The organism is Streptomyces sp. 7N604 (assembly GCF_052245475.1).
Taxonomy (GTDB): Bacteria; Actinomycetota; Actinomycetes; order Streptomycetales; family Streptomycetaceae; genus Streptomyces.
Genome location: NZ_JBQQBX010000001.1, coordinates 381,124 through 403,651 on the forward strand (window position 1 = coordinate 381,124; position 22,528 = coordinate 403,651).

Consider the following 22,528-nt stretch of genomic DNA (forward strand, 5'->3'; position numbering starts at 1 on the left):
CCTCCCCACCAGTAGGGCGCACGCTGTTCGTGCATATCAGGAAATCTGCGCTGTGTGCGCTGAGATGGCGACTTCAGCCGCCATGTGACCACGGTATGGCTATCCTGCTGGCGCGGTGAGCTTAACGCTCTGACGATCGCACAACTACGGGGAGTGGCCATGCCAGACACGGGAGGCCCTGGTCAGCAGGCCCCCGGGGTTCACGTTGCGGGCGGGAACTCGGGCCAGCTGATAGTGGGCAACAACAACGTCATCTTCAACGGGAACGACATTGCGGTGGAGAAGCGGACCGGGCCGGCGCCCGAAGTCCGCCCCCGCAGCCGGCCGACCGGTCGCCCACTGCCGCGCAGTGGCCCGGAGTTGACAGGGCGCGACGACGAGCTGGCGCAGCTCGAGCAGTGGGTCGACGAGGGAATACCGGTCCAGCTCGTGGGTCCGCCGGGGATCGGCAAGACTGCGCTGCTCCATCAGTACGCCGCCCGCTGCGCCGCAGCCGGCAGCGATGTGGTGTTCCTCGACGCGGCAGGACTCGACGCCGAGGATGTCTTGCAGGAGCTCTTCCAGGCGTGTTACGACGTCGACAACTACCGCCCGGATCCGACACGTCTGCGGCGGCTGATGCGCTCCATCCGGGCCCTGGTTGTCATCGACGACTTCACCGGCAGCGCAGCCGAGCTCCGCACACTGCTGGACACCGTGCCCTCCAGCGTCCTGGTCATCGCATCCACCACGAGGTCGCTGCGAAGCAAGGGGAGAGCAATCGAGCTCACCGGGCTGCAGCCCGGTCCGGCACTTGCCCTCCTGGAGCACGAGCTCGGCCGACCGCTGGCCGGGGACGAACGCTGCGCAGCCGAAGAATTCCGGCAAGCGGTGGGTGGTCATCCGCTCGCGCTGATCCAAGCAGCAGCCGCGATCAGCACCGCGGCCGCGGCGGACGTCCCCGGCGACCAGCGAGAGCTCGCCCAGGCCCTGGCGACCGGGCTCAACCCGGAAGACCACGCCGTCCTCGGACTCCTGCTGTGCTTGGAGGGCATCGCCGTCCCGCGGACGATGGTCGAGATGCTCTCAGGAACGGCACCGATCAGCGGCATCGTCGACCGGCTGCGCCGGGCACGACTCATCGTCGAAGATCCCGAGGGGCTCCGCGCGCTCGCCCCGGCCGCGAGGCTCGTGGCCGAATCCCCGGCCCCATCCCGGGCGCGCGTCGACGTGGAGCAGGCCGCAGCGGCGCTGGCCGACTGGGCAGCCACCGCTGAGGCGCGGACGATCGGTGCCGCGAACGCTGTCGTGGTACGGGTCCTGGACACCGCCGTGGCAAGCGGGGCGCACGCCACTGCGGTCAAGCTGGCCCGCACCGTCGCACCTGCCCTGTGCCGGACTTTGAGGTGGGGGGCGTGGCGGCGGGTGCTGGCTCTGGGGAAAAGGGCTGCGCACGCGGCGGGTTCAACCGATGCCGTGGACTATTTCGACCGGGAGGAGAACGCCCGGCGCAGGGCCCTGGGCATAGGAAGCCTCGTCGGAGTCGCCGCGGGCGGCGGCTTCATCTTCGGCCGGCACCTGGCCACCAAGAAGGCCGTCGGTTCAGGGGCCAAGGGGTGTCTGCTGTCTCCGGGCGCCATTGGAGCCGGCATCGCCGTGGTGATCGCGACAATCATGGGGTTCATCGGCTACACCAGCGTCTCGGATCCCGGCCCGGATCCTTCTCCCGCACAACCCCGTGCGATCGAGTTCCCCTCTTTCCCGCACCGGCCGGGCGAGCCGACTCGGGCAGTCACCTCCCGTCCGCCCTCCTCCCCGAAGCCGACAGGCAGTCAGAGGCCTGGCCTCACGCCGACCGCGTCCTCTCCCCCCTCTTCCAGATTCGGCCCTTCGGCTCCACCCTCCGAGGAGAACCCCTCGGCCCGCTCCTCACGGCCCGAGGAAGGCCCAGGTCACGTGCCACCGTCCCAGACGTCACTGCCCAGCGTCGAAGGCTTCTGGGGCAAGGAGCAGTACCAGATCGAGTTTCCTATGAACTCGGACGGCCGGACGTGGAGCAACATCGTCCTCACGTACGTCCAGGACGGTACATGGGAATGGCGGTACGACTGCTGGACCGATACCCCGGTCTCGAACACGGCGCCCGGCCCCGTCGACATGGAGTGCGACGTCCATGGCGGAGAGCCGTTCAGCAAGGGACGTGTCACCCACACATCCGACGACAGCGTCGAACTGGTCGTTGACGACGACCCCGACGTTTCGGGGATCTATCACCGCACCAAAGGTTTCGAATCATAGGGAAGAGTCGATCCGCTGCGACGTCGGCCTCCGCCGGCCGGCGTCCGCTTCGTCATCGACCGCGCCGGAGGGCACGGGCCTCGAAGGGTGGAGTCTCCAGCCGCCCGCACCGGGCGGCACCGAGGCACAACCGGCAAGATCAAAACCGCGCCGGAAGGCCTGCGTCAGTCCCATGCCGACGGGGCAGGCCAGAGCCGGAAGTATGTACAGCAGGTTGTGCATTCAGGTGTCCTTGGGTGTCGCGAGCCGGTTAGTGGACCTTGGTCATGGGGTGCCCGGAGCAGCAGGTGGGGTTGCGGTCCCCGCCGCGACCGGGTTTCGCGCCCTTGGTCACGGTGATCTCGCAGCCGCACTCGGCGCACCGGTACACCTCGCCTGTCACCAGTGCCATGAGGGGCCTCCTCGGTACGTCGTCCCTACGTTCGCGACGCTAGAACCTTCCCTCAAGGGCAAGGTCAAGGATTCGATGGCATGGGAATTCACCGACCGTCGCCTCCACCTAGTCTGGAGATAGGTGATTTCTCCCGAGACATACGCTTCCGTGTCTGCGGACGTGCGTGGGTGCAGAGGGAAGGCAGGGGTGCGCGGCCATGTCCCATAAGCCCGACAGGCAGCCATCAGAGGGCCGCCGAGCCCGCGCCGCCGCGCTGCGCGAACAGTCGGCCCGCCTGGAGCGCCGCCGTCGCCTGCTGATCGTCTTCGTGGCGAGTGTCGCGATGATCGGGATCGTGGTCGCGGTCGCGGTGGCGCTGGTCTCGAACCAAGGCGGCGGTTCGTCCACTCCCCCGTCTCCGACCGAGGCCGGCATCCCCGCGACACCCATGCACACCGCGTCGGGCCGCACCACCGACCCGCCGTGGGATACGCCCGGCGATCCGTCCGCGAGGGTCGAGGCGGCCGGGCTGCCGATGCTCGGCGAGGAGGGCAACGTGGAGCACATCCACGCCCACCTGGACATCCTGGTGAACGGTAAGCCGGTCGCCGTCCCAGCGAACATCGGGATCGACCAGCAGGAACAGCAGATCAGCCCGCTGCACACGCATGAGGCGAATGGCGTGATCCACATCGAGTCCCCGGTCAAGGCCACCTTCAGCCTCGGCCAGTTCATGACCGAGTGGGACGTCGCCCTCACCCAGGATTCGATCGGCGGGCTCAAGGCCGACGGCGACAACGCCTTCCGCGCGTACGTCAACGGCAAGCCGTACACCGGCAATCCGGCCGCGATCGAATTCAGGGCGCATGACGAGATCGCGATCGTCTACGGACCGACGGACCAGAAGGTTGATGTGCCCGGCAGCTACGACTGGCCGGAAGGCGAATAGCGCAGCCCGATCGCGCTCCAGGCGTCTGAACTGGGGCGATGAGCCGACTAGTGGCTCGTCACGCAGCCTTAGCCGGGTAATCGACCCACGGCTCGTCGGCTTGCCACTAGGGGGATGGACAACCACGTAAGTCCGTGATCGGCAACGGGAATGGGAGCCACCCTTATTGGGTGACATCTGGCATGAACCGGGAGCGAGATGCGAGTGTCTGGGGGGTGTCGTGGCAGCGTACGGCCGCGACGTCACCCCCGACCGCGTACCGGCGCAACCCGGCAGCCGGCGCCCGAGCGGTTCAACGCCTCGGGGTCGGCCGACGGCTCGTACAGGGCCAGGAAGCGAACCGTCATCGTGGTGCCCTCCCGTACCGCGCGAGGACGGCGGCGCCGGCCCGCTCGACCGACAGGCACTCCAGGTACGCGGGCGGGCCGCCGGCGGAAAAGAGCCGCTCGCCGGTGCCGAGGATCGTGGGGAAGGTCAGGAGCCGGTACTCATCGATCAGGTCCTCGGCCATCAGCGCGTGTACGACGCTCAGGCTGCCGGTGATGATCACATCGCGCCGCTCGCGCTTGATGGCGTCGACAAGATCGCCGTCGATGACATGCGAGTTCGCCCACGCCGACGCGTCGGTCAGCGTACGGGAGGCGACCAGCTTGGGCACGGCGTTCATCCGCGCGGAGAACGGGTCGTCGCGTCCCGGCCAGAGCCGCGAGAACAACTGCCAGGTCCTACGCCCCAGCATCATGACCCCGTCCTCCAGCGCACTCCCGAGCCGGAACTTGTCCCCGGCGACCGTCTCGGGGCCATGCCGGAACGCCCAGCCGCCGGTCGGAGTGCCCCCGGACCCGTCCGGGTCGGACACGATCCCGTCCAGGGTGATGAACTCAATGACGTTGACGCTCACGATGGGTGTCCCTTCGATCGATGCTCACCCGTACGTACCGGCGGCATCGGCCCGACTCATCGCGCCTGGCGAAACTCGTCGAAAGAAATCTGTTTGGGCAGGTCAAATGCCTCGAACACACGTGGATCGGCGAACACGACGTTGTGCGCGACCCGGCCGCCGGTGACCGTGAAGACCTGGAGCGTGTGCAGCCGATGCCCTCCGCCGGGCTCCGGCGCGTACGCGGCGAGCGCGGGCTGCCCGTTGGCGGTGAGGTGCCTCATGCCCCAGCCCGTCCCGCGCGTCTCGAACACGCGGCGCATGAACAGGCCGTAGTCGCGGCTGCCCCGGTACCACAGCGGCACCGGCGGCATCTCCAGGACCGCCTCGTCTGTGAGGAGCCGCACGAGCGCGGGGACGTCGGCCGCCTCGAACGCCCGCACGTACCTTTGGATCACCGCGCGTACCTCGGGATCGTCCGGCTCGGCGACCTCCCCCGCGTCGCCCACGTCCGCGAGGGCGGCGCGGGCCCGCTGCAAAGCGCTGTTGACGGCCGTGACCGTGGTCCCCAGCTGCGCGGCGACCTCGGCGGCACTGAACTCCAGTACCTCGCGGAGCACGAGCACGGCCCGCTGGCGCGGCGGCAGGACCTGCATCGCCGCCACCAGCGCGAGTTGCATGTCGGCCCGCACCTCCGGGTCGAACCGCGCGTCGGGAAACGGCTGTAGCCACGGGATGTCGAACGCCGGCGTGAGCGGCGCCCCAAGATCGTCGCTCGGCGCGCCCAGGCCCGGACGGCAACGGCCGCCGCGCACGCCCCTCCAGTGCGGTCAGGCACGCGTTGGTCGCGATCCGGTACAGCCAGGTCCGTACGGACGCGCGCGTGCGGTCGTACCGGTCGCGGGCCTTCCACCCGCGCAGCATCGTCTCCTGCACCAGGTCCTCGGCCTCGTGGAACGAGCCCAGCATCCGGTAGCAGTACGCCACCAGCTCAGCCCGGTAAGGCTCGAAGTCCACCGGCCCATCATGGCGTACGCGGCGGCTCCGGACGGCCCGCGATCCCTCTCACTGCCGAAACAGTGGCTCTCGATCAGGTTGCCCTGGTGGCTCTCATTCACCATGCCGAAAACACCCCGAACCGGCCTTGGCCGCCCACGCTGCAGACCTGACCACGTCGTCGCCGACAATGCCTACTGTTCCCGCGGGTTCCGCGCCAGGCATGTGCTGCCGCCTCGGCATCGATGATGTCGTCGAGCGGAGCCTCGGTGTCACCGGGCCTGGGCGGCGAGGAACTGCCCCACGAGTGTGCCGAAGGGCATGTCCAGGTCCCCGTACAGGTCCGGCGCGATGGGGTGGGCATTGTCGGCGAGCATCTCGACCACGAGGCTCGCGTAGTCGCTGACGATCACACCGGCCTGCTGGAGCCGCAGCAAGCCTGTCTCCCGCTTGGTCGCGGAGAAAGTCCCCGAGGCGTCCACGGCGACGTACGCGGTGTATCCGGCGGCGGTGGCCGAGATCGCCGGCAGCGCAGCGCAGACTTCGAGGGACGTGCCCGCCACGATGAGCCGCTTGCGGCCGAGGGCTTCGATCGCGCCGCGGACTCGCTCGTCGTGCCAGGCGTTGACCGTGGACCGGTCGATCACGTCCAGGTCCTTGGGCAGGACGGCCTGCAGCTCCGGGACGAGCGGGCCCCACATGCCGTCGGCCGACGTCGTCGTCGCGACCACCGGGACGCCCAGGCGCAGGGACGCCCGGGCCAGGGCGCTGACGTTGTGCTTGAGCTCGTCGACGCCCATGTCCCGGACGCCCGTGAACAGTCCGATCTGGTGATCGACCAGCAACAGGGCCGCGTTGTCGGGGGTGAGGGGCTCGTGGAACGGCTTCATCATGACGGGTTCCTTTACGGGAGGAGAGGGTTGGGCATCGGCCCCGCCGTGCGGCGCGGGCCGTTGGCACGATGGTTGACCACAGGCAGCCGGCTCGGGGAATGTTTCATCCGTGCCTGAATCCTCAACCGCCTTGTCCACGCCGTACGCCGAGTTCGACTTCACGCCCGGGGACCTGGCGCGGCTGCGGTTCGCCTTCTCCCCGGTGTCCGAGGCGGTCGGGAGCCTGCGTACGCTCCAGGACCCCGGGCGCCACGCCCTGCATCTGCCGTGGATCCGCGGCGTACGTCCCCGGCTGCGCGCCATGGACCTGCGACTGTTATTCGCGCTCGCCCCGCTCGGTGCCTACATCCCCGACTTCCTCACCCCACCTCCCACGGGGCCGCTGCCGGACATCGCCGCCGAACTCGACCTCGTCGCCTCAGCCGACCCGGACGAGGCGGCGCGCGAGGTCGCCCGCGTCCCGGCAGCGGACACCCGGCCGGTGCAGGAGTTCCTCGCCGACCCCGCCGCAGGCACGGCCCGCGCCGCCGACCAGCTACGGCAGTACTGGGACACGGCACTCGCCCCGTACTGGCCCCAGATCCAGGGGCTTTTCGAATCCGAGGTGCTGCGGCGCTCCCGGCAGCTCACCCGCGAGGGCGCGGCGGTGATGTTCAATGATCTGCACGAGAACGTCCGTTGGGACGACGGCGTCCTTAGGGTCCGCACCATGGCGTGGCGGCGGGACGGCCCGCTGTGCGGAGACGGGATGATCCTCGTACCGAGCGTCTTCCAATGGCCGGACACACTGGTGATGGCGGAGCCCTACCAGCCGATGCTCATCTACCCCGCGCCCGGCGTCGCCACGGTGTGGCAGCAGGGAACGGTCCCCACACCCGACGCGCTCGACGCGCTCATCGGCCGCACCCGGGCCAGAATCCTCGTCGCCCTCACAGAACCCGGGACCACGGTCATCCTCGCCCGTCGACTGTCCATGACCCCGGGAGCGGTCAGTCAGCACCTCAAGGTGCTGCACGCCGGCGGACTGCTGACCCGCAACCGCAGCGGCCGCGAGGTCTTCTACGGCTGCTCACCCCTGGGCCACGCTCTGTGCGGGCGGTCCTGTTACTAACATCCGCTGGCACAACGCACACGCCCAGCCGAAGGCCAAGTTCGTCCCGAACTCACCCATCGGAAACCTGGACCGATTACCCGGCCAAGGCCGCGTGACAAGCCACTGGGGCGCGTTTGGAGTCGTGATCAATCTGTGGGATTCGCCCTCGCGGCGGGGTCTGGACCGGTATTACGGATCGACACGCGCTACAGGGCCACGAAGAGCCGTGCGGGCGCCAGCGCATCAGCCTGGCCCTTGTCCGCGAAGAACTCAGTGCGAGTGCGGCCGACCGTCTCGGACCCATGTCACCACAACCAGAGCTGCGGTGACGTACATCAGGACGCTGAAGGTGGCTACGGATTCGACGTACTGCTCGTAGCCGTCTGCGCGCAGCTGAAGCGCGAGGGACCCAAGCGCAGTCCCAAGCGCCGCGGTAGCGGCGGCCATGACGACGAACGGGGCCTTCGTCATTGGTGCTTCCTCCAAGCCACGAGACGATTGATCAAGACCGAGACTACATGCATGGCGTGTCACTGCCGGAAGCGGTTGTGGACGGTCGACCAAGCACCAAACTGCGCTCCGCATCTGTCAGTTGCACTCGCGTCACGTAAGAAGATCTACCGGCCCAGGTCTCGCCACGAGAGCGAATCGACAGATTGATCACGACTCGATACGCGCCCTAGCCGGTTTCTTCGGCGAGCGCCTTGAGGCCGCACAAGGTGGCTTCCATATTGGTGCGGAGCTCGGCAAGCCGGAAGGCCAGGACCTCCTCCTCCCGCTCCGGCGTGCGCTCGATCGCCAGGCTGACCCCGGAACGCCCCGGCCCGATACGGGCGAACTGCCGCAGCCTGGTGCCAGCCCCCTCTGGATCGAGCTCGAAGCGCCACGTGGCCAGGGGCTTCGCGGGGTCCGGGACAGGGTCACCGAACCGGCCGTCCGGGTCCACGACCGCCCAGCCGAAGACCCGCTGCTCCTCCAGCTTGACGACGTGCGAGACGGTCCGCCACTCGCCGATCATTTGATGACGGTTGTACCCGGCAAAGCGCGCCCCCACCGCGGGCCCCTCCGCGCCATCGAGCCACTCCGCACGCTGCAGTTCAGGGCTCAGGCGCGCTGGCAGACCGATGTCGGTCACAAGGCCCCACACCCGAGACGGAGCCGCCTCGACGTAGACGTCACAGCACACACTTGGCCCCTCGGCATACCGCACGGGCGTCCCTCCCTCGTGGTCCGGACCGGACGATCCGCCACTCGATGACTGGCGTAGATGCTAGAGCTGCGGCGGAACGGCGCCCGTGGCGGGCGTCGGGGACGGCCGCCACGGGAGGGCGTCGGGGACGGCCAGCGGGCCTGTGGCTCGTCTCGCATCCTCGACCGGCTCGCGACGCCCCAGGCTTCGCCGGGGGACCCCCACGCTGCGTTGTCGCATCACGCAAGTACGCCCAGTACGAGGGCGATGTCCTGCCTTGTGATGCACGGCAGGCCGCGCTCATGACCCGGCCAAGGCTGCGAGACGAGCCACTCGCGGTGCTTGCGCGGGCGGCGGGCGGCGGGCGGCGGGCGGTGTGCCTTAGCATGGCGCGCATGTCGCGACGCGTACTGATGCCGCTCCGGGCGTGGTCCGGGGCGCTTCTGGTATGCGCGCTCGTGGCCTGCCTATCGGGGCTCGCCCAGCCCGCGATGGCCATGCCCTCCTCGATGGCCTCGATGGAGATGGCCGCTCCGGCCGCGGTCAGCGCCCGCTCATCCCCAGCGATGCACGCCGAGGCAGCAGGTCACGTGACAGCGACCCCGACTGCGACTGGTTCGGTCGAGCACGGCGCGCACTGCCCGATGGTCGAGAAGCAGTGCGCGGCGCCGAAGGCCACCCTCGGCCACGATGTCCAGCCGGGCCCGGCACTGACCGATCTGCCGACGGCCATGGCATGCTCCCCCGCGGCGGTGGTGGCGCAGCCCAACGCGCCGCCTCCGGCGCTGCCACCTCCTGATCTTCATCGGTTGTGCGTGTCGCGGACGTGATGGTTCGACGCCCGTGAGGCTCTGCCTTGCGGGAGCCGTATTCCTCAACGTCCGCCTCGGCACGCCCGTAACCAGATCGCTGTGCGCGTGCCGTCGTATCCGAACAGGAGTCACGACGGATGCCGTCGCCCATCACCTTGATCATCACCGGTGTCAGCACCGGTCTGCTCGCCGGTGGCGCCTCGTGCGCCGCCGTCCAAGGCGGTCTCCTGGCAGGTGCGATCACCCGCCGCGACCCCACCCAGGCCCCCGCTCCCGCTCGTACGTCGGTCTCCTCGTCTACCAAGAAGCGACCTCGGGCCGCAGCCACGAGCGTGTCCCGGCGCGGGGCATCCGCTGCAGCCCTGGAGCCGACGACCGCGAATCTCGCTCCGGTGGGCGCGTTCCTCGCCGGCAAACTGCTCTCCCACACCATCCTCGGCGCCCTGCTCGGGATTTTCGGCGCCGCGCTGCAGCCCAGCCCTCGTACTCAGGCGGTGCTGCTGCTGGCCGCCGGGCTGCTCATGGTGCTTTTCGCGCTGGACCTGTTCGGCGTCAAGGCAGTGTCCCGACTGGTGCCCCGCCCGCCGGCCTCGTTCGGCCGACTGCTGCGACGCAGCGCCAAGACCGACTCGGTCGCCACCCCGGCCTTGATCGGATTCGCCACCGTACTGGTGCCCTGCGGGGTGACGCTGTCGATGGAACTGGTCGCGATCACCTCCGGATCGGCGATGGCCGGGGCCGCGGTGATGGCCGGGTTCGTGCTCGGTACCGCGCCGCTGTTCGCCGCGCTCGGCTACCTCTTCCGCCGCACGAGCCGGGCGCTGTCCGGCCGGCTGGCTGTGCTCACCGGTGTGGTGGTGCTGGCCATCGCCGTCTGGACCATGGGCTCCGCGCTGCAAGCCGGAGGGTGGGTCACGTTCACCGCTCCGGGCAAGCCCGCCGCGGCCAGTGAACCGTTCACCGTGGAGGGCGGCTCTCAAGGCACGTCCGAGACCGGTTCCGGGGACGGACAGACGGCTGCGCCCGTCGCGCCGGTGCGCGTTGATGCCTCCGGCAAGCAGGTGATCACGCTGACCGTGACGGACTTCTACGTCCCCACCCAGTTCACGGCGAAGGCGGGCGTCCCGACCACGCTGGTGCTGCACGGACAGGACTCGGGCGGCTGCGCCCGCGCCTTCACCATCCCCGAGCTCGGAGTCCAAGAGATCGTCAGGCGCAACGGCGACACCAAGGTCGACCTGGGCACCCGCAAGCCCGGCACGCTCCGCTTCTCGTGCGCCATGGGCATGCAGACCGGCGCCATCACCTTCCAGGGAGAGACCAAGTGAAGCTCTTCAACCGCAAGAAGGAGACCGCCACCGGTCAGCAGGTAGTGCTGCTCGTCGAGGGCATGCACTGCACCAGCTGCGGCCTGCTCATCGACGACGAGCTGGAAGATATCCCCGGCGTCCGCGCATCCACCACCGACGTGAACGCCGGACGCACCACCGTCCGTCTCGAGGAGGGCGCCAACGTGGACACCGCCACACTCGTCGCCGCGGTGGAGCAGGCCGGGGAGTACACGGCCCGGCCCGCCGGCTGACGACCCGCCCAGCGCGCGTGGCGCGAGCCTCCGCCACGCGGCCCGGCCGGGAAATCTCCCGGTCGGGCAACCCGGCGGCCCCAACCGCGAGATCCGGCGGGCCCAACCGCGAGATGCGGGAGAGGCCGGTGGCGGAGAGGATGGCGCTGTGCCCGAGCCGAGAGACAGCGAGCGGCTGCGTCGCTACTGGGACAAGCACGCCCGCTCCTACGACCGGCAGATGCGGTTCTTCGACCGCACCCTGTTCGGCGAGAGCCGCACCTGGATCTGCTCCCAGGCCGACGGCGACGTTCTGGAAGTCGCCATCGGCACCGGCCTGAACCTTCCCCTCTACCCTCCCGACGTCCGGCTGACCGGCATCGAGTGGAGCCCACAGATGCTGGCCATCGCCCGCCGCCGCGCCAACGAGCTCGGCCGCACTGCAGAGCTGCGCGAAGCCGACGCCCAAGACCTGCCGTTCCCCGACGCTTCTTTCGACACCGTGGTGTGCACCCTGTCGCTGTGCGCCATCGCCGACGACCGGCGCGCCATCGCCGAGATGAACCGCGTGCTCAAGCCGGGCGGCCGACTGCTCCTGCTGGACCACATCCCGAGCTCCGTCTTGCCTGTCCGCGTGATCCAGCGACTCACCGAAGTAATCACCGTTCCTTTCGGTGGCGAGCACTTCCTGCGCCGACCGCTTCGGCACGTCCAGGCCGCGGGTCTGGAGGTTGAGCAGCGTGACCGGTTGAAGCTCGGCATCGTCGAGCGCCTTGCCGCCCGCAAACCCACCCTTCAGTCCGCCGACGGGTGAAGCTCGCTACCGGAGGCGGTGCTTGCTGTCTGAGTACGCCGAAGGGGGGCGCCGGAGCCGCCCGGCTCCGGCGCCGCCTTCCATTTCGTTCAGCGGAGGGGCTGGAAGCGGCGGAGCCGCAGGCTGTTGGAGACCACGAAGACCGAGGAGAACGCCATCGCGCCGCCGGCGATCATCGGATTGAGCATGCCGAGCGCGGCCAGCGGCAGGGCGGCGACGTTGTAGGCGAAGGCCCAGAACAGGTTGGCCTTGATCGTACGAAGGGTGCGCCGGGCCAGCCGGATCGCGTCCGCCGCCGCCCGCAGGTCCCCTCGTACCAGGGTCAGATCGGATGCGGCGATCGCCGCGTCGGTGCCCGTGCCCATGGCCAGGCCCAGGTCGGCCTGGGCGAGGGCGGCCGCGTCGTTGACGCCGTCGCCGACCATGGCCACCACCCGGCCCTGCTGCTGGTCGGACTCACCAGCACGCCGCCGGGGCACGCCGGGACGGCCAGGCCCAGAAGGAACCGCCTCAGCCCAGGGGATCCCGCGAGCCGCGATGAGTCCTGCGGCGTCCGGCGGTCGTACTGTCGAACCCGTTACCGAGGAGGACTTCTGATGCGCAGCGTGACCTATTCGATGAGCGTCTCACTTGACGGCTACATCGTCGGGCCGGACGGCGGCTTCGACTGGACGGCGCCCGACGAGGAGGTCTTTCGCTTCTGGATCGACGAGATTCGAGAGGTCGGCGTCCACCTGTTGGGACGGCGGCTGTACGAGACGATGCTGTACTGGGAGACCGTCGACCAGGATCCATCGCTCGACGACTCCATGCTCGAGTGGGCCGCGCTCTGGAAGCCGCTGCCAAAGGTGGTGTTCTCCACCACGCTGTCGGCGGTGCAGGGCCATGCCCGCCTGGCCTCCGGCGGCCTGGCGGAGGAGATCGAGCGGCTGCGAGCCGAGCCGGGGGAGGGCGACATCGCGATCGGCGGCGCGACTCTCGCCGCCGAGGCGGCCGCGTTGGGTCTGATCGACGAGTACCGGGCCATGGTCTACCCGGTGCTGGTTGGCGGTGGCATTCCGTTCTTTCCCCAGCGCGAGCGCCGGGTGGATCTCGAACTCGTCGAGACCCGCACCTTCAGCTCGAGAGTCGTCTACCTCCGCTACCGCGTGGCGCGCTAGGTGTGTTGTCCCGGGACGTTGGTGACAGGCAACACGCCTTGAGCGGTCCTTGAATGAGTTGAGGGCCTTCTGGTTTCGGTGTGGATTGCGACATCTCCACCGATCCCCAGGAGGCCCTCGTTGTCCCACCGTAATGCCCCGCTGACTCCGACCGGCAGGCTGCGTCTGGCCCGGTGTGTCATCGACGACGGCTGGCCGCTACGGCGGGCCGCCGAACGCTTCCAGGTCAGCCACACCACCGCCGCCCGCTGGGCAGGGCGCTACCGGCGGCACGGCGCCGCAGGCCTGCACGACCGCTCCAGCCGCCCCCACCACAGCCCCCACCGGACCTCTGCCGCGATCGAGGAACGGGTGGTGCGGTTGCGGCGCGAGCACCGCATCGGCCCGCTCCGGCTGGCCGCCCGCGCCGGCGTCGCCGCCTCCACCGCCCACCGCATCCTGCAACGCCATAGCCTGCCCGCCCTGGCCACGCTGGACCGGGCCACCGGCGAGCCCGTGCGCCGCTACGAACGCCGACGCCCGGGCGAGCTGGTCCACATCGACGTCAAGAAGCTCGGCCGCATCCCCCACGGCGGCGGCCACAAAGCCCTCGGCCGAGCCGCCGGCCGCAAGAACCGCACCAGCACCGGTTACGCCTACCTGCACACCGCCCTGGACGACCACTCCCGCCTGGCCTACACCGAAGACCTGCCCGACGAGAAAGCAGCCACCTGCGCCGGCTTCCTGGCCCGAGCAACCGCGTGGTTCGCCACCCAAGGGATCACCATCGAACGAGTCCTGACCGACAACGCCTGGGCCTACACCAAGAACACCTGGCGACAGACCTGCCACGACCTGCGCATCCAGCCCCGATGGACCCGCCCCTGGCGGCCCCAGACCAACGGCAAGGTCGAACGCTTCCACCGCACCCTGACCGAGGAATGGGCCTACCACCGGCCCTACACCTCAGACAGCGAACGACAGGCCGCGTTTCCCAACTGGCTCCACTGGTACAACTACCACCGACCCCACACAGGCATCGGAGGCAGCACCCCAGCCGACCGCGTCACCAACCTGTCGGGACAACACAGCTAGGCCGTGTCTTGGAACGCTGCCGCCTCAGCTTGTTGGCCTGGGCCGGCTCCGGCCCTTGAGCCACGAGACGAGCTCGTGCGCGATGTCGCTGATGTCGTCGCCCGTGGTGACATCGTGCTCGCGGCTACGGGTGTCACGGCGGACTACTTCGTAGCCCTCGCCCGTGTCGAGGACGGCCACTGAGACCGATCCCGCCAGATCGGGGCAGCATTTTGAACTCGCCCGCAGCGGATTCCCCTTCCACTGCGCAAAGGCCCGCCCCAGAGAACTGGGGGCGGGGCCTCTGCGGCCACTGTCATGGCCAAAGGTCACCACCGTCGCCTGATCACTTCCGTCCCGCGTACAACTCCCGAGTGCCCATCGTGAACCGGCCAAGCGCGTCCGGTAGGGGGTCGACGCCGATGCCCGGGGCGGTGGGTACGGGCAGGTGGCCGTCCTGGAGGACGAACGGTTCGGTGATGTCCTCGGCGAAGTACCGGCTGGAGGCGGAGGTGTCGCCAGGGAGGGTGAAGCCCGGGAGGGCGGCGAGCGCCAGGTTGGGGGCTCGGCCGATGCCCGTCTCCAGCATTCCGCCACACCACACCGGCACGCCGTGGGCGGCGGCCACGTCATGGACGCGACGGGCCTCCGGATAACCGCCGACGCGGGCCGGTTTGACGTTGACGACCCGGCAGGCGTCCATCGCGATCGCGGACGCCGCATCGCGCGCGGAGTGGATCGACTCGTCCAGGCAGACCGGGGTGGCCAGACGCTTCTGGATCTGGGCATGGGCGTGGAGGTTGTTCTCCTCCAGCGGCTCCTCGATCAGCAGCAGCCCGAAGTCGTCGAGCTTCCGCAGCTGCTCGGCGTCGGCGAGCGTGTAGGCGGTGTTGGCGTCGACCTGGAGCGGGAGTTCGTCGCCGAAGCGCTCGCGTACGGCGCGCACCGGCTCGACGTCCCAGCCCGGCTCGATCTTCAGCTTGATGCGGATGTAGCCCTCGGCGAGGTATCGCTCGACGTCGTCGAGCAGTTCGGGCACGGAGTTCTTGATGCCGACCGAGACTCCGGCGGGCACCCGTTCGTGGACCGAGCCGAGAAAGGTCGCGAGTGACATCCCGTAGGCGCGCAGTTCGGCGTCCAGGAGGGCGGTTTCAAGGACTGCCTTGGAGATTTCGTGGCCCTTGACGGAGGCCAGGGCGGGGGCGACGGCCGCGGTCGTCGGCTCGGGCAGGGCGGCGACGCGCGGCAGCAGGAAGTCCCGGATGACGATCTCGGCGCCGGCGACGAACTCCGAGCAGTACAGCGGCTGCGGGTCGGCAGCGAACTCGGACCAGCCCTCGGCCTCGTCGGTCACCACGTGCAGCAGGAAGGTGTCCTTGCTGGTCATCGTCCCGAACGAGGTACGGAACGGGATGACGAGCGGGATGGCGACGTGGAGCAGTTCGACGCGTTCGAGCTTCATTCCTGCTCCTCGCAAGTGGCCTCGGAAGAGGTCCCGACGGTGGCCCGGGCGCTGGTCTCCCCCGTCGGGAGGTCGGGGGACGGGCGGGTCAGCAGGTACCAGCCGTCGCGGGACATGGCCGCCGCGCGCAGGCCCTCGGCGTACGCCTCGGTGAAGACCTCGCGCACGGCGTGCCGCCAGTCGAGCGCGAGCGCCGGGTCGGCGGCGCGCAGCGCCACGATGTCCTCGGGCACGCGGCACCACAGTCTGTCCGCGTCGCTCAGGGCGAGCGGGCCGCCGTCCGGTGCCCGGCGAACGACGTGGGCGGCGGAGCGGCCCTCAACGGGGTCGTCCGTCCGCGTGGTCCCCGTCACCAGGTCCCACGCGACGGTCAGCCGGTCGCTCTCGTCGCCGTTGTTCACGCCGTCGCTCATCGGCCCGTAGAAGTCGACCAGGTACTCGCTGCCGACGGCGCCCAGCTTGACCAGGTTGAAGCGGGCGTTGCGGCTGACCAGCGGGTCGAAGGTCCAGCGCATGGTGGTGGCGCCCCGCTCCAGCGCCCACAGCCGCTGCGCCTGCTTGACCGCGAAGCCGACGCCCCGGCCGGACGCGGTCGCCGCCGCCACGAACGAGTACACGTCCCGCTCGGCGGGTGGCCCGAACACTGCCACAGCCGCCCCGGCGAGCCGCTCGCCCGACGGCCCGGCGCAGTACGCCGCGTGCACCGCGCCACCGGCGTGCACCAGGCTGTGCAGCACCTCCGAGGGATAGGGCGGGGTGGCGCGCGGCGTCTGCCACACATCGGCGAAGAAGTCGGCAACGGCACGGATACCGGCCACGTCGTGCACGGTACGGACCGTGACCCCGGCGGTACGCGCCGCGGCGTCGGCGACGCCTTCCCAAGCGATGCGGGCAGCTTCCCCGGCCGTGCGGGCTGCTTCCACGCCGATGCGGGCTGCATCCGCGGCGCTACGGGCTGCGTCCTGGGTGAGGGCGCCCGCGCCCGGCGTACCGGCCGCCGCCCCGGACCCGGCGGCGGAGATCGTCACAGGTGTCATGCCTCGAGTCTCCAGGGCCACAGCCCGCCGGCCATTGTGGTCGGGCACAATGAAACCCGGTTCCCCTATTGCGATCGGCCAAGGCCCTGAGCTGACACCGTCCGATAGAAACGCCCATCGTCCCCATGTGACCGTCCTCCACCGGAGAGCCCGACCCGCCATGGACGCCTGCACCCTCGAGGAACTTCTCGACACCCTCGGCGAGCCCATGCTCCGCGTGCTCACCGCCCCCGCCGGCCTCACCGCACCCGTCTCCGAGGTCCTGCTGTACGACGCCGGGGCCCCGTTTCCGCGCAGCGCGCCCGGCGCCCTGCTGCTGACGGTCGGGGCGCGAGCGGGTGAGGTGGGACCGCTGGCACGCGATGCTGCGGCGGCCGGGATGGCCGGCCTCGTCGTACGGGACAGGGACGGGCAGCCCGACACGGTGGCGGCGGCGAAGGCCCACGGCCTCGCGCTGCTCGCCGTCGACGAGGACGCCGCCTGGCATCACGTCCATCTGCTGCTGGCCTCCGCGATCGGCTCCCGCCCCGGCCCGGCGGACAGCGGGGCCGCCTTCGGCGACCTGTTCGCGCTCACCAACGCGGTGGCCGCAGCCGTGGGCGGCGCGACCGTCATCGAGGACGCCCGCCAGCGGATCCTGGCCTACTCCACCATCCCCGGGCAGGTCGTCGACGAGGCCCGGCGGCAAGGCATCCTGGGCCGCCAGGTGCCGAGCAGCCCGGAGAACACCGAGCAGTACCGCGTCCTGTTCGCCGCCCCCGGACCCGTACGCCTCACCGCACTCGACGGCGACGAGCTGCCGCGGCTCGCCGTCGCGATCCGCGCGGGCGGCGAGACGCTGGGGTCGATGTGGGTCGTCGACGACGGGCACGTCGGCCCCGATGCCGAGGACGCGCTCACCCAGGGGGCGTCCACGGCCGCCCTGCTCCTGCTGCGGGCACGGGCGAGCGAGGAACTGTCCCGGCATCTGACGGGCGACCTGCTGCGCCGTCTCCTCGACGGCACCGCCGATCCCGCCGGCGCCGCGCACCGCCTCGGCCTCGCCGCCGGCACCCCGGTCCGTGTCGCGGCCTTCGCCCTCGACGGCGCGGTGTCCGCGCCCGACGTAGAACAGACGGCGCTGCGGCTGCTCGACCTCGTACGACTCCAGTGCGAGGCGCGGTACGGGCGGCACGCGTGCGTGCTGGTGGACGGGAGTGTGTACGCGCTGCTGCCGGTGGCCGGTGTGGGGGTACCCCCTGCTCGAGCGGAGCCGAGAGCTCGGGGGAGCGGTGGGGAGCGGCACAAGCGGCTCGCCGAGGACATCGTGCGGCGCGCGGGTCAGGCGCTGCGGGTGCCGGTGCGGGCCGGGCTGGGTGACGTGGTCCCGGACCTGGCGGCCGTGCGCGGCTCACGGGACGACGCCGACCTCGTCCTGCGGGTACTCGGCCCGGACGAGGACGTCGCTGCTGTGACCGAGGTACGCGCGCGTGTCACCCTGCTCCGTCTGCGTGAACTCATCGGCGGGGAGCAGGGGTTGACGGCGGGTGCGTGGCGGGAGGTCCTGGCGTACGACAGCGAGCACGGCACCGACTACGCCAGGACTCTGGTGTGCTGGCTGGACGCCGGATGCGACATGGGGCGGGCGGCGAAGCTGCTCGCCGTGCACCCCAACACCTGCCGGTACCGCCTCAGGCAGGCGCAGCAGCACCTCGGCATCGATCTGGACGACCCGGACGAGCGGTTGGTGCTGTGGCTGCAGCTGCGGACGCTCGGGGGACTGCGGGGCGCCGACCGGGCCTGACCCGCGGCAGGCCGCGGGTGGGGTTCACCCGCGGCGTCGTGGGATCCGACGGTCGGCACCATGCGGTCCACCGGCCCGGCGCGCGCGTCCCCGTGGGGTTCAGCCGCTCAGCCAGGCCGCGAGCCGAGCCTCGCACTCCCGCAGCTGCCCGACGGGCACGTACTCCCCGGCGGTGTGCGCGAGGGTCGGGTCACCGGGGCCGTAGTTGAGCGCGGGCATGCCGAGCGCGGCGAAGCGGGCGACGTCGGTCCAGCCCAGCTTGGGGCGGGGAGTCGCACCCAGGACCTCGACGAGCGAGGCGACCGGGCCCTGTCCGAGCCCCGGCAGGGCGCCCGGCACGACCTCGGTGACCTCCACCTCGTACTCGGGGAAGAGCCCGCGCAGATACGCCTCGGCCTGCCCGGCCGAACGGCTCGGCGCGAAGCGCAGGTTGACCGTGATCACGCAGCTGTCGGGGACGACGTTCTCGGCGATACCCGCGCGGACGGCGACCGCGTTCAGCCCTTCGCGATACTCCAGGCCGTCGATGACGATCCGCCCGGCGGTGTGGTCGTCGAGGCGCTGGAGCACGGCGGCCGCTCGGTGCGCGGCGTTGACGCCCATCCAGGAGCGAGCGGTGTGCGCGCGCTCGCCGCGCACCGTGATGTCCGCGTTCAGGACACCCTGGCAGCCCGCCTCGACGCCCGCGTCGGACGGCTCCATGAGGATCGCGAGGTCCGCCTTGAGCATGTCGGGGCGTTCGGCGGCGATACGGTTCAGGCCGTTGCGGTCGCCGGAGACCTCCTCGCACTCGTAGAAGACGTAACTGACGTCGCGTACCGGTGCGGTGAGGGTGGCCGCGAGGCGCAGGGCGACGGCGACGCCGCCCTTCATGTCGCACGCCCCAAGGCCGTGAAGCAGCTCTCCGTCCAGCCGGGAAGGCAGGTTCCCGGCGGCCGGGACGGTGTCCAGGTGGCCGCCGATGACCACCCGCTCGGCGCGGCCCGAGTCCGTGCCGGCCACGACGGAGTTGCCAATGCGTTCGACCGTCAGATGCGCGCACGCGCGCAGGGCGGACTCCACGGCATCGGCAAGGTGGGCCTCGTCGCCGCTCTCGGACGGGGTGTCCACCAGGGCCCGGGTGAGGTCCACCAGGTCGGCGGTCGGGTCCAGCGAAGTCATGCGACGGTCTCCTCCTGCGGGGCGGGCCGGCCCAGCCGGGAGTGCCTGATGCCGTAGAGCGCGTAGATCGCGAACCCGACCGCCATCCACAGGCCGAACGCGAGCCAGGTGTCGGCGCCGAGCCCCCACATCACATAGCCGCAGCACAGCGTGCCCAGCGCGCAGGTCACCGGTGCGAGCGGTACCCGGAAGCTGCGCGGTGCCTCGGGGCTGCGCCGGCGCAGGATCAGGACGGCACAGTTGACCAGCGCGAAGGCGAACAGTGTGCCGATGCTGGTGGCGTCGGCGAGCGCGCCCAGCGGCACGAGTGCGGCGAGCACCATGATGAACGCGGACACGATGACCGTGTTGGCGCGGGGCACCCCGGTCTTCGGGTGGATCTTGGCGAACAGTGGCGGCACGAGCCCGTCGCGCGCCATCGAGAACAGGATGCGGGTCTGCCCGTACTGCACGGCGAGGACGACGCTCGTGGTGGCGACGACCGCGCCGACGGACAGCAGGATCGGCCACAGATTGCCGCCGCCGACCGAGCGGACCAGCACCTCGCTGAGGGTGGCCTCGGTACCCGCGAACGTCTGCCACGGCATCGCGCCGACTGCCGCGATCGCCACCGCGCAGTACAGCGCGGTGATCAGCCCGAGGGAGAGGAGGATGGCGCGCGGCAGGTCACGCTGCGGGTTCTTCGCCTCCTCACCGGCCGTCGACGCGGCGTCGAAGCCGATGTACGAGAAGAACAGCGAGGCAGCGCCCGCGCTCACACCCGCCATGCCGAGCGGGAACAGCGGCTGGAAGTTCCCGGCGCGGAACGCGGTGAAAGCGACGGCGCAGAACATCACCAGGGCGGCCACCTTCACCGCCACCATGATCGTGTTGACGACGGCGCTCTCGCGGGCCCCGCGCAGCAGCACCACCGTGGCGAGGACGACGATCGCGGCGGCCGGAACGTTCAGCACGCCGCCCGCGCCGGGCGGGGCGGCCAGCGACTCGGGCAGCGTCCAGCCGACGGTGAGCTCCAGCAGCTCGTTCACGTACTGGCCCCAGCCGACCGCGACAGCGGCGACCGAGACGCCGTATTCCAGCACCAGACACCAGCCGCAGACCCACGCGACCAGCTCGCCGAGCGTGGCGTAGGCATAACTGTACGAGGATCCGGCGCCCGGGATCATGCCCGCCAGCTCGGCGTAGGACAGGGCGGAGAACAGTGCGGTGATCCCGGCGAGCACGAAGGAGACCACGACGGCGGGGCCCGCCTCGGGCACCGCCTGGCCGAGGACGACGAAGATCCCGGTGCCGAGGGTGGCGCCCACGCTGAGCAGCGTGAGCTGTGTGAGCCCCATCGTCCGGCGCAGCTCACCACCACGGGCCTCGGCAACCAGATCGGCGACGTCCCGCCGCCGCGTCAACCTGCTCGCGGCCCCGACCTCACCCGCGGGTCTCGGCGGGCTCGTCCGCACAGTGTCCATCGCGTCCACTCCTCTCACAGCTCCCGTTCCGGCCCTTGATGATGCGGAATGGCGGGGTGGGGAGGGGTGTGCGTGTTGGCCAAGATGGTGAGGGGTGCTTTGGCCTTCTGGCCAATGCCGGAGGTGGATGTATTCGGCATCCCGAAGGCTGCGGCCGTCCGCTCCATCAACCATCTCGGACCGTCGGCTCTGCGTCCGCGCGAGCGGTTCCGCCAGGACACCGTGTTGATCGTGGACGGCACACTCGATCCCACCCGCGACCGTACGGTCACCGCACAGTCCAGGAACTACCGGCACCCCGCCAACCAGCAGGCCGTCATCGAGGCCGACACGCGGCTCGTCGTCGCGGCCGGCCGGTGCCCGGTAACCGCAACGACGGCGCCGAGCGCAACCGCGGCGGTGAAGGCATCTCCGCTCACCCTGCCGGAAACATTGCTCGCAGCGCCGGCGGCGAGTACGAGGCTGAAGCCGCCGTCGCCGTCCGCACCTTCGCCTGCGACCAGCCGGCGAAGTCCTCGTCACTCCACGGCCCGTCCAGCCGGTCCCGTACCCATGTTGCCGTCGTGCCACCGGGATTGCTCGCCCGCGCCACCCGCGCGATCCGGGGCGGAATCCGCGCACCAGAGTGGGGATGGAGGGGTACCGGCTCACCTCAGGGACGACGGTCGTCCCTCGAAACTGGCATGATCATGTTCCAGCGATCATGTAGTTCCGTCCGGGATTCATGGAGTCGGCGCCATTGGCGCCGCCCTCGTCTCAGGCTGTTTCAGTACGGGGTTTTCCGGCGCGCTTCGAACCGGCCATGGAGGCACGCCGACCGTCCCAGCCTCCCTCGACGGTCCCGGGCCGTCCGCCACCGCGACCTTGTCGACCACGCGCGCCACAGCCGCAGCAGGGTTGGAGTGACGGGCCCTCTGCGGCTCCTTCTCCTACATTGCGTCCTGCCAGCGTCCCGAATTCGCCGTCCTGCCCCTCGCGCAGCCCCCTGCTGGAGCTCGCTCCGACGGTGAAGCGATGCATCCTCGCAGGTCAGCGAAGTGACAACTGCCGCCCGTAGAACCGCCACCCACCTCGCGAGCAGCGGATTCAGTCCGTCGGGTCAAAGTCCTGAATCCGCACTCGAGATGAGACGTTTCTGCAGGTCAGAGGCATGCACAGTGGGGCGGGTGGACTCGAACCCACGGCCGACGGATCATGAGTCCTTTGAGAATCGTCCGTGATCTTGATCATCCGGCCTGATGCTTACTGTTTTTGCAGGTCAGAAGGCTACACGCTATCGCCCCTTGCCGAGGGCTTCCCGGTCCTTCCTGATTCTTCCGTCCACTGCGTGTCCACTACGCGTCCACGCGTGCCCTTCCCGGGTCTCATGGGGATCTCCCCAAGGACATCGGTGCAGGCTGTGGCGCGGGGCGTCGAGGGATTGAACAGGTGAGCAGCGGAGTGCCTTGCCGATGAAAGGGGCCCGCCCTCTTCGCCCGAGGGTGGAGCCACGCGGCCCTTTTCGCAGGTCAGTCGCGCACTGGCAGCTTAGCGTGAGCAGCTGCCGGAGGCGTGCATCTTCTCGCGCTGGTG

At 70.2% G+C, this 22,528-nt stretch carries 20 protein-coding genes and 3 pseudogenes; 11 read left to right on the top strand and 12 right to left on the bottom strand.

Annotated features, from left to right (window positions below):
• The first annotated feature begins 159 nt into the window (after nucleotides 1-159).
• Nucleotides 160-2,277, top strand: a complete 2,118-nt coding sequence (locus ACTWP8_RS01770; protein ID WP_443320343.1) for a hypothetical protein — start codon at nucleotides 160-162, stop codon at nucleotides 2,275-2,277.
• Between the two features lie 250 nt (nucleotides 2,278-2,527).
• Here the strand turns inward: ACTWP8_RS01770 and ACTWP8_RS01775 are convergent, their stop codons facing one another.
• Entirely contained in the window at nucleotides 2,528-2,668 is a 141-nt protein-coding gene (locus tag ACTWP8_RS01775; RefSeq protein WP_443320344.1) for a hypothetical protein, read from the bottom strand.
• Between the two features lie 199 nt (nucleotides 2,669-2,867).
• On the opposite strand from ACTWP8_RS01775, the gene ACTWP8_RS01780 reads away from it, so the two are divergent.
• Entirely contained in the window at nucleotides 2,868-3,599 is a 732-nt protein-coding gene (locus tag ACTWP8_RS01780; RefSeq protein ID WP_443320345.1) for a hypothetical protein, read from the top strand.
• A 343-nt stretch (nucleotides 3,600-3,942) separates the two neighbouring features.
• Here ACTWP8_RS01780 and ACTWP8_RS01785 read toward each other — a convergent pair whose 3' ends face one another.
• The 4 genes and pseudogenes from ACTWP8_RS01785 to ACTWP8_RS01800 form a co-directional block, all read right to left on the bottom strand.
• Nucleotides 3,943-4,500, bottom strand: a complete 558-nt coding sequence (locus ACTWP8_RS01785; protein WP_443320346.1) for a dihydrofolate reductase family protein — start codon at nucleotides 4,498-4,500, stop codon at nucleotides 3,943-3,945.
• Nucleotides 4,501-4,556: 56 nt separating this feature from the next.
• Nucleotides 4,557-5,294, bottom strand: coding sequence for an RNA polymerase subunit sigma-70 (locus tag ACTWP8_RS01790; protein WP_443320347.1), 738 nt, complete (start codon nucleotides 5,292-5,294; stop codon nucleotides 4,557-4,559).
• Between the two features lie 49 nt (nucleotides 5,295-5,343).
• Nucleotides 5,344-5,448: pseudogene (locus ACTWP8_RS01795) on the bottom strand (sigma factor); the annotation flags it as partial.
• 299 nt (nucleotides 5,449-5,747) lie between these two features.
• A complete protein-coding gene (locus tag ACTWP8_RS01800; RefSeq protein ID WP_443320348.1) occupies nucleotides 5,748-6,368 on the bottom strand; it encodes an isochorismatase family protein in 621 nt (206 codons plus the stop codon).
• 109 nt (nucleotides 6,369-6,477) lie between these two features.
• Here ACTWP8_RS01800 and ACTWP8_RS01805 point away from each other — a divergent pair, with 109 nt between their 5' ends.
• On the top strand, nucleotides 6,478-7,479 hold the full coding sequence (locus ACTWP8_RS01805; RefSeq protein ID WP_443320349.1) for a DUF5937 family protein: 1,002 nt from the start codon (nucleotides 6,478-6,480) through the stop codon (nucleotides 7,477-7,479).
• 252 nt (nucleotides 7,480-7,731) lie between these two features.
• Here the strand turns inward: ACTWP8_RS01805 and ACTWP8_RS01810 are convergent, their stop codons facing one another.
• Both ACTWP8_RS01810 and ACTWP8_RS01815 read right to left on the bottom strand, forming a co-directional pair.
• Complete coding sequence (locus ACTWP8_RS01810; protein WP_443320350.1) at nucleotides 7,732-7,932, bottom strand: SCO3870 family protein; 201 nt, start codon at nucleotides 7,930-7,932, stop codon at nucleotides 7,732-7,734.
• Between the two features lie 208 nt (nucleotides 7,933-8,140).
• Nucleotides 8,141-8,671: an SRPBCC family protein gene (locus ACTWP8_RS01815; RefSeq protein WP_443320351.1), complete on the bottom strand. Its 531-nt coding sequence runs from the start codon at nucleotides 8,669-8,671 to the stop codon at nucleotides 8,141-8,143.
• A 374-nt stretch (nucleotides 8,672-9,045) separates the two neighbouring features.
• On the opposite strand from ACTWP8_RS01815, the gene ACTWP8_RS01820 reads away from it, so the two are divergent.
• From ACTWP8_RS01820 to ACTWP8_RS01835, 4 genes are all read left to right on the top strand, one after another.
• On the top strand, nucleotides 9,046-9,480 hold the full coding sequence (locus ACTWP8_RS01820; RefSeq protein WP_443320352.1) for a hypothetical protein: 435 nt from the start codon (nucleotides 9,046-9,048) through the stop codon (nucleotides 9,478-9,480).
• Between the two features lie 119 nt (nucleotides 9,481-9,599).
• Nucleotides 9,600-10,790 (top strand): urease accessory protein UreH domain-containing protein, encoded by a 1,191-nt coding sequence (locus ACTWP8_RS01825; protein WP_443320353.1) that lies wholly within the window; start codon nucleotides 9,600-9,602, stop codon nucleotides 10,788-10,790.
• Nucleotides 10,787-11,044, top strand: a complete 258-nt coding sequence (locus ACTWP8_RS01830; protein WP_443320354.1) for a heavy-metal-associated domain-containing protein — start codon at nucleotides 10,787-10,789, stop codon at nucleotides 11,042-11,044. The genes ACTWP8_RS01825 and ACTWP8_RS01830 overlap by 4 nt, the downstream gene beginning before the upstream one ends.
• Before the next feature lie 148 nt (nucleotides 11,045-11,192).
• Nucleotides 11,193-11,837: a class I SAM-dependent methyltransferase gene (locus tag ACTWP8_RS01835; protein WP_443320355.1), complete on the top strand. Its 645-nt coding sequence runs from the start codon at nucleotides 11,193-11,195 to the stop codon at nucleotides 11,835-11,837.
• A gap of 89 nt (nucleotides 11,838-11,926) precedes the next feature.
• Here ACTWP8_RS01835 and ACTWP8_RS01840 read toward each other — a convergent pair.
• A pseudogene (locus tag ACTWP8_RS01840) lies at nucleotides 11,927-12,286 on the bottom strand (HAD-IC family P-type ATPase); the annotation flags it as partial.
• Between the two features lie 147 nt (nucleotides 12,287-12,433).
• Between ACTWP8_RS01840 and ACTWP8_RS01845 the strand changes: the two are divergent.
• Nucleotides 12,434-12,997: a dihydrofolate reductase family protein gene (locus tag ACTWP8_RS01845; protein ID WP_443316375.1), complete on the top strand. Its 564-nt coding sequence runs from the start codon at nucleotides 12,434-12,436 to the stop codon at nucleotides 12,995-12,997.
• 120 nt (nucleotides 12,998-13,117) lie between these two features.
• A complete protein-coding gene (locus ACTWP8_RS01850; RefSeq protein WP_443320357.1) occupies nucleotides 13,118-14,071 on the top strand; it encodes an IS481 family transposase in 954 nt (317 codons plus the stop codon).
• A gap of 325 nt (nucleotides 14,072-14,396) precedes the next feature.
• Here ACTWP8_RS01850 and menC read toward each other — a convergent pair whose 3' ends face one another.
• Complete coding sequence (gene menC / locus ACTWP8_RS01855; RefSeq protein WP_443320358.1) at nucleotides 14,397-15,512, bottom strand: o-succinylbenzoate synthase; 1,116 nt, start codon at nucleotides 15,510-15,512, stop codon at nucleotides 14,397-14,399.
• On the bottom strand, nucleotides 15,509-16,549 hold the full coding sequence (locus tag ACTWP8_RS01860; RefSeq protein WP_443320359.1) for a chorismate synthase: 1,041 nt from the start codon (nucleotides 16,547-16,549) through the stop codon (nucleotides 15,509-15,511). Before ACTWP8_RS01860 ends, menC begins: the two co-directional genes overlap by 4 nt.
• Before the next feature lie 127 nt (nucleotides 16,550-16,676).
• On the opposite strand from ACTWP8_RS01860, the gene ACTWP8_RS01865 reads away from it, so the two are divergent.
• Nucleotides 16,677-18,332, top strand: a complete 1,656-nt coding sequence (locus ACTWP8_RS01865) for a PucR family transcriptional regulator (protein WP_443320360.1) — start codon at nucleotides 16,677-16,679, stop codon at nucleotides 18,330-18,332.
• A gap of 99 nt (nucleotides 18,333-18,431) precedes the next feature.
• Here the strand turns inward: ACTWP8_RS01865 and dapE are convergent, their stop codons facing one another.
• Together dapE and ACTWP8_RS01875 are read right to left on the bottom strand one after the other, a co-directional pair.
• Nucleotides 18,432-19,493, bottom strand: a complete 1,062-nt coding sequence (gene dapE, locus ACTWP8_RS01870) for a succinyl-diaminopimelate desuccinylase (RefSeq protein ID WP_443320361.1) — start codon at nucleotides 19,491-19,493, stop codon at nucleotides 18,432-18,434.
• Nucleotides 19,490-20,956, bottom strand: coding sequence for an amino acid permease (locus tag ACTWP8_RS01875; protein ID WP_443320362.1), 1,467 nt, complete (start codon nucleotides 20,954-20,956; stop codon nucleotides 19,490-19,492). The genes dapE and ACTWP8_RS01875 overlap by 4 nt, the downstream gene beginning before the upstream one ends.
• A gap of 129 nt (nucleotides 20,957-21,085) precedes the next feature.
• On the opposite strand from ACTWP8_RS01875, the pseudogene ACTWP8_RS01880 reads away from it, so the two are divergent.
• Nucleotides 21,086-21,333, top strand: a pseudogene (locus ACTWP8_RS01880) (IS5/IS1182 family transposase); the annotation flags it as partial.
• Between the last annotated feature and the right edge of the window lie 1,195 nt (nucleotides 21,334-22,528).

Bases quoted from the DNA above. Each gene is read 5' to 3' on its own strand.
- ACTWP8_RS01770 (WP_443320343.1), top strand. From the start codon at position 160: ATGCCAGACACGGGAGGCCCTGGTCAGCAGGCCCCCGGGGTTCACGTT.
- ACTWP8_RS01775 (WP_443320344.1), bottom strand. From the start codon at position 2,668: ATGGCACTGGTGACAGGCGAGGTGTACCGGTGCGCCGAGTGCGGCTGC.
- ACTWP8_RS01780 (WP_443320345.1), top strand. From the start codon at position 2,868: ATGTCCCATAAGCCCGACAGGCAGCCATCAGAGGGCCGCCGAGCCCGC.
- ACTWP8_RS01800 (WP_443320348.1), bottom strand. From the start codon at position 6,368: ATGATGAAGCCGTTCCACGAGCCCCTCACCCCCGACAACGCGGCCCTG.
- ACTWP8_RS01810 (WP_443320350.1), bottom strand. From the start codon at position 7,932: ATGACGAAGGCCCCGTTCGTCGTCATGGCCGCCGCTACCGCGGCGCTT.
- ACTWP8_RS01820 (WP_443320352.1), top strand. From the start codon at position 9,046: ATGTCGCGACGCGTACTGATGCCGCTCCGGGCGTGGTCCGGGGCGCTT.
- ACTWP8_RS01825 (WP_443320353.1), top strand. From the start codon at position 9,600: ATGCCGTCGCCCATCACCTTGATCATCACCGGTGTCAGCACCGGTCTG.
- ACTWP8_RS01845 (WP_443316375.1), top strand. From the start codon at position 12,434: ATGCGCAGCGTGACCTATTCGATGAGCGTCTCACTTGACGGCTACATC.
- menC (WP_443320358.1), bottom strand. From the start codon at position 15,512: ATGAAGCTCGAACGCGTCGAACTGCTCCACGTCGCCATCCCGCTCGTC.
- ACTWP8_RS01860 (WP_443320359.1), bottom strand. From the start codon at position 16,549: ATGACACCTGTGACGATCTCCGCCGCCGGGTCCGGGGCGGCGGCCGGT.
- dapE (WP_443320361.1), bottom strand. From the start codon at position 19,493: ATGACTTCGCTGGACCCGACCGCCGACCTGGTGGACCTCACCCGGGCC.
- ACTWP8_RS01875 (WP_443320362.1), bottom strand. From the start codon at position 20,956: ATGGACACTGTGCGGACGAGCCCGCCGAGACCCGCGGGTGAGGTCGGG.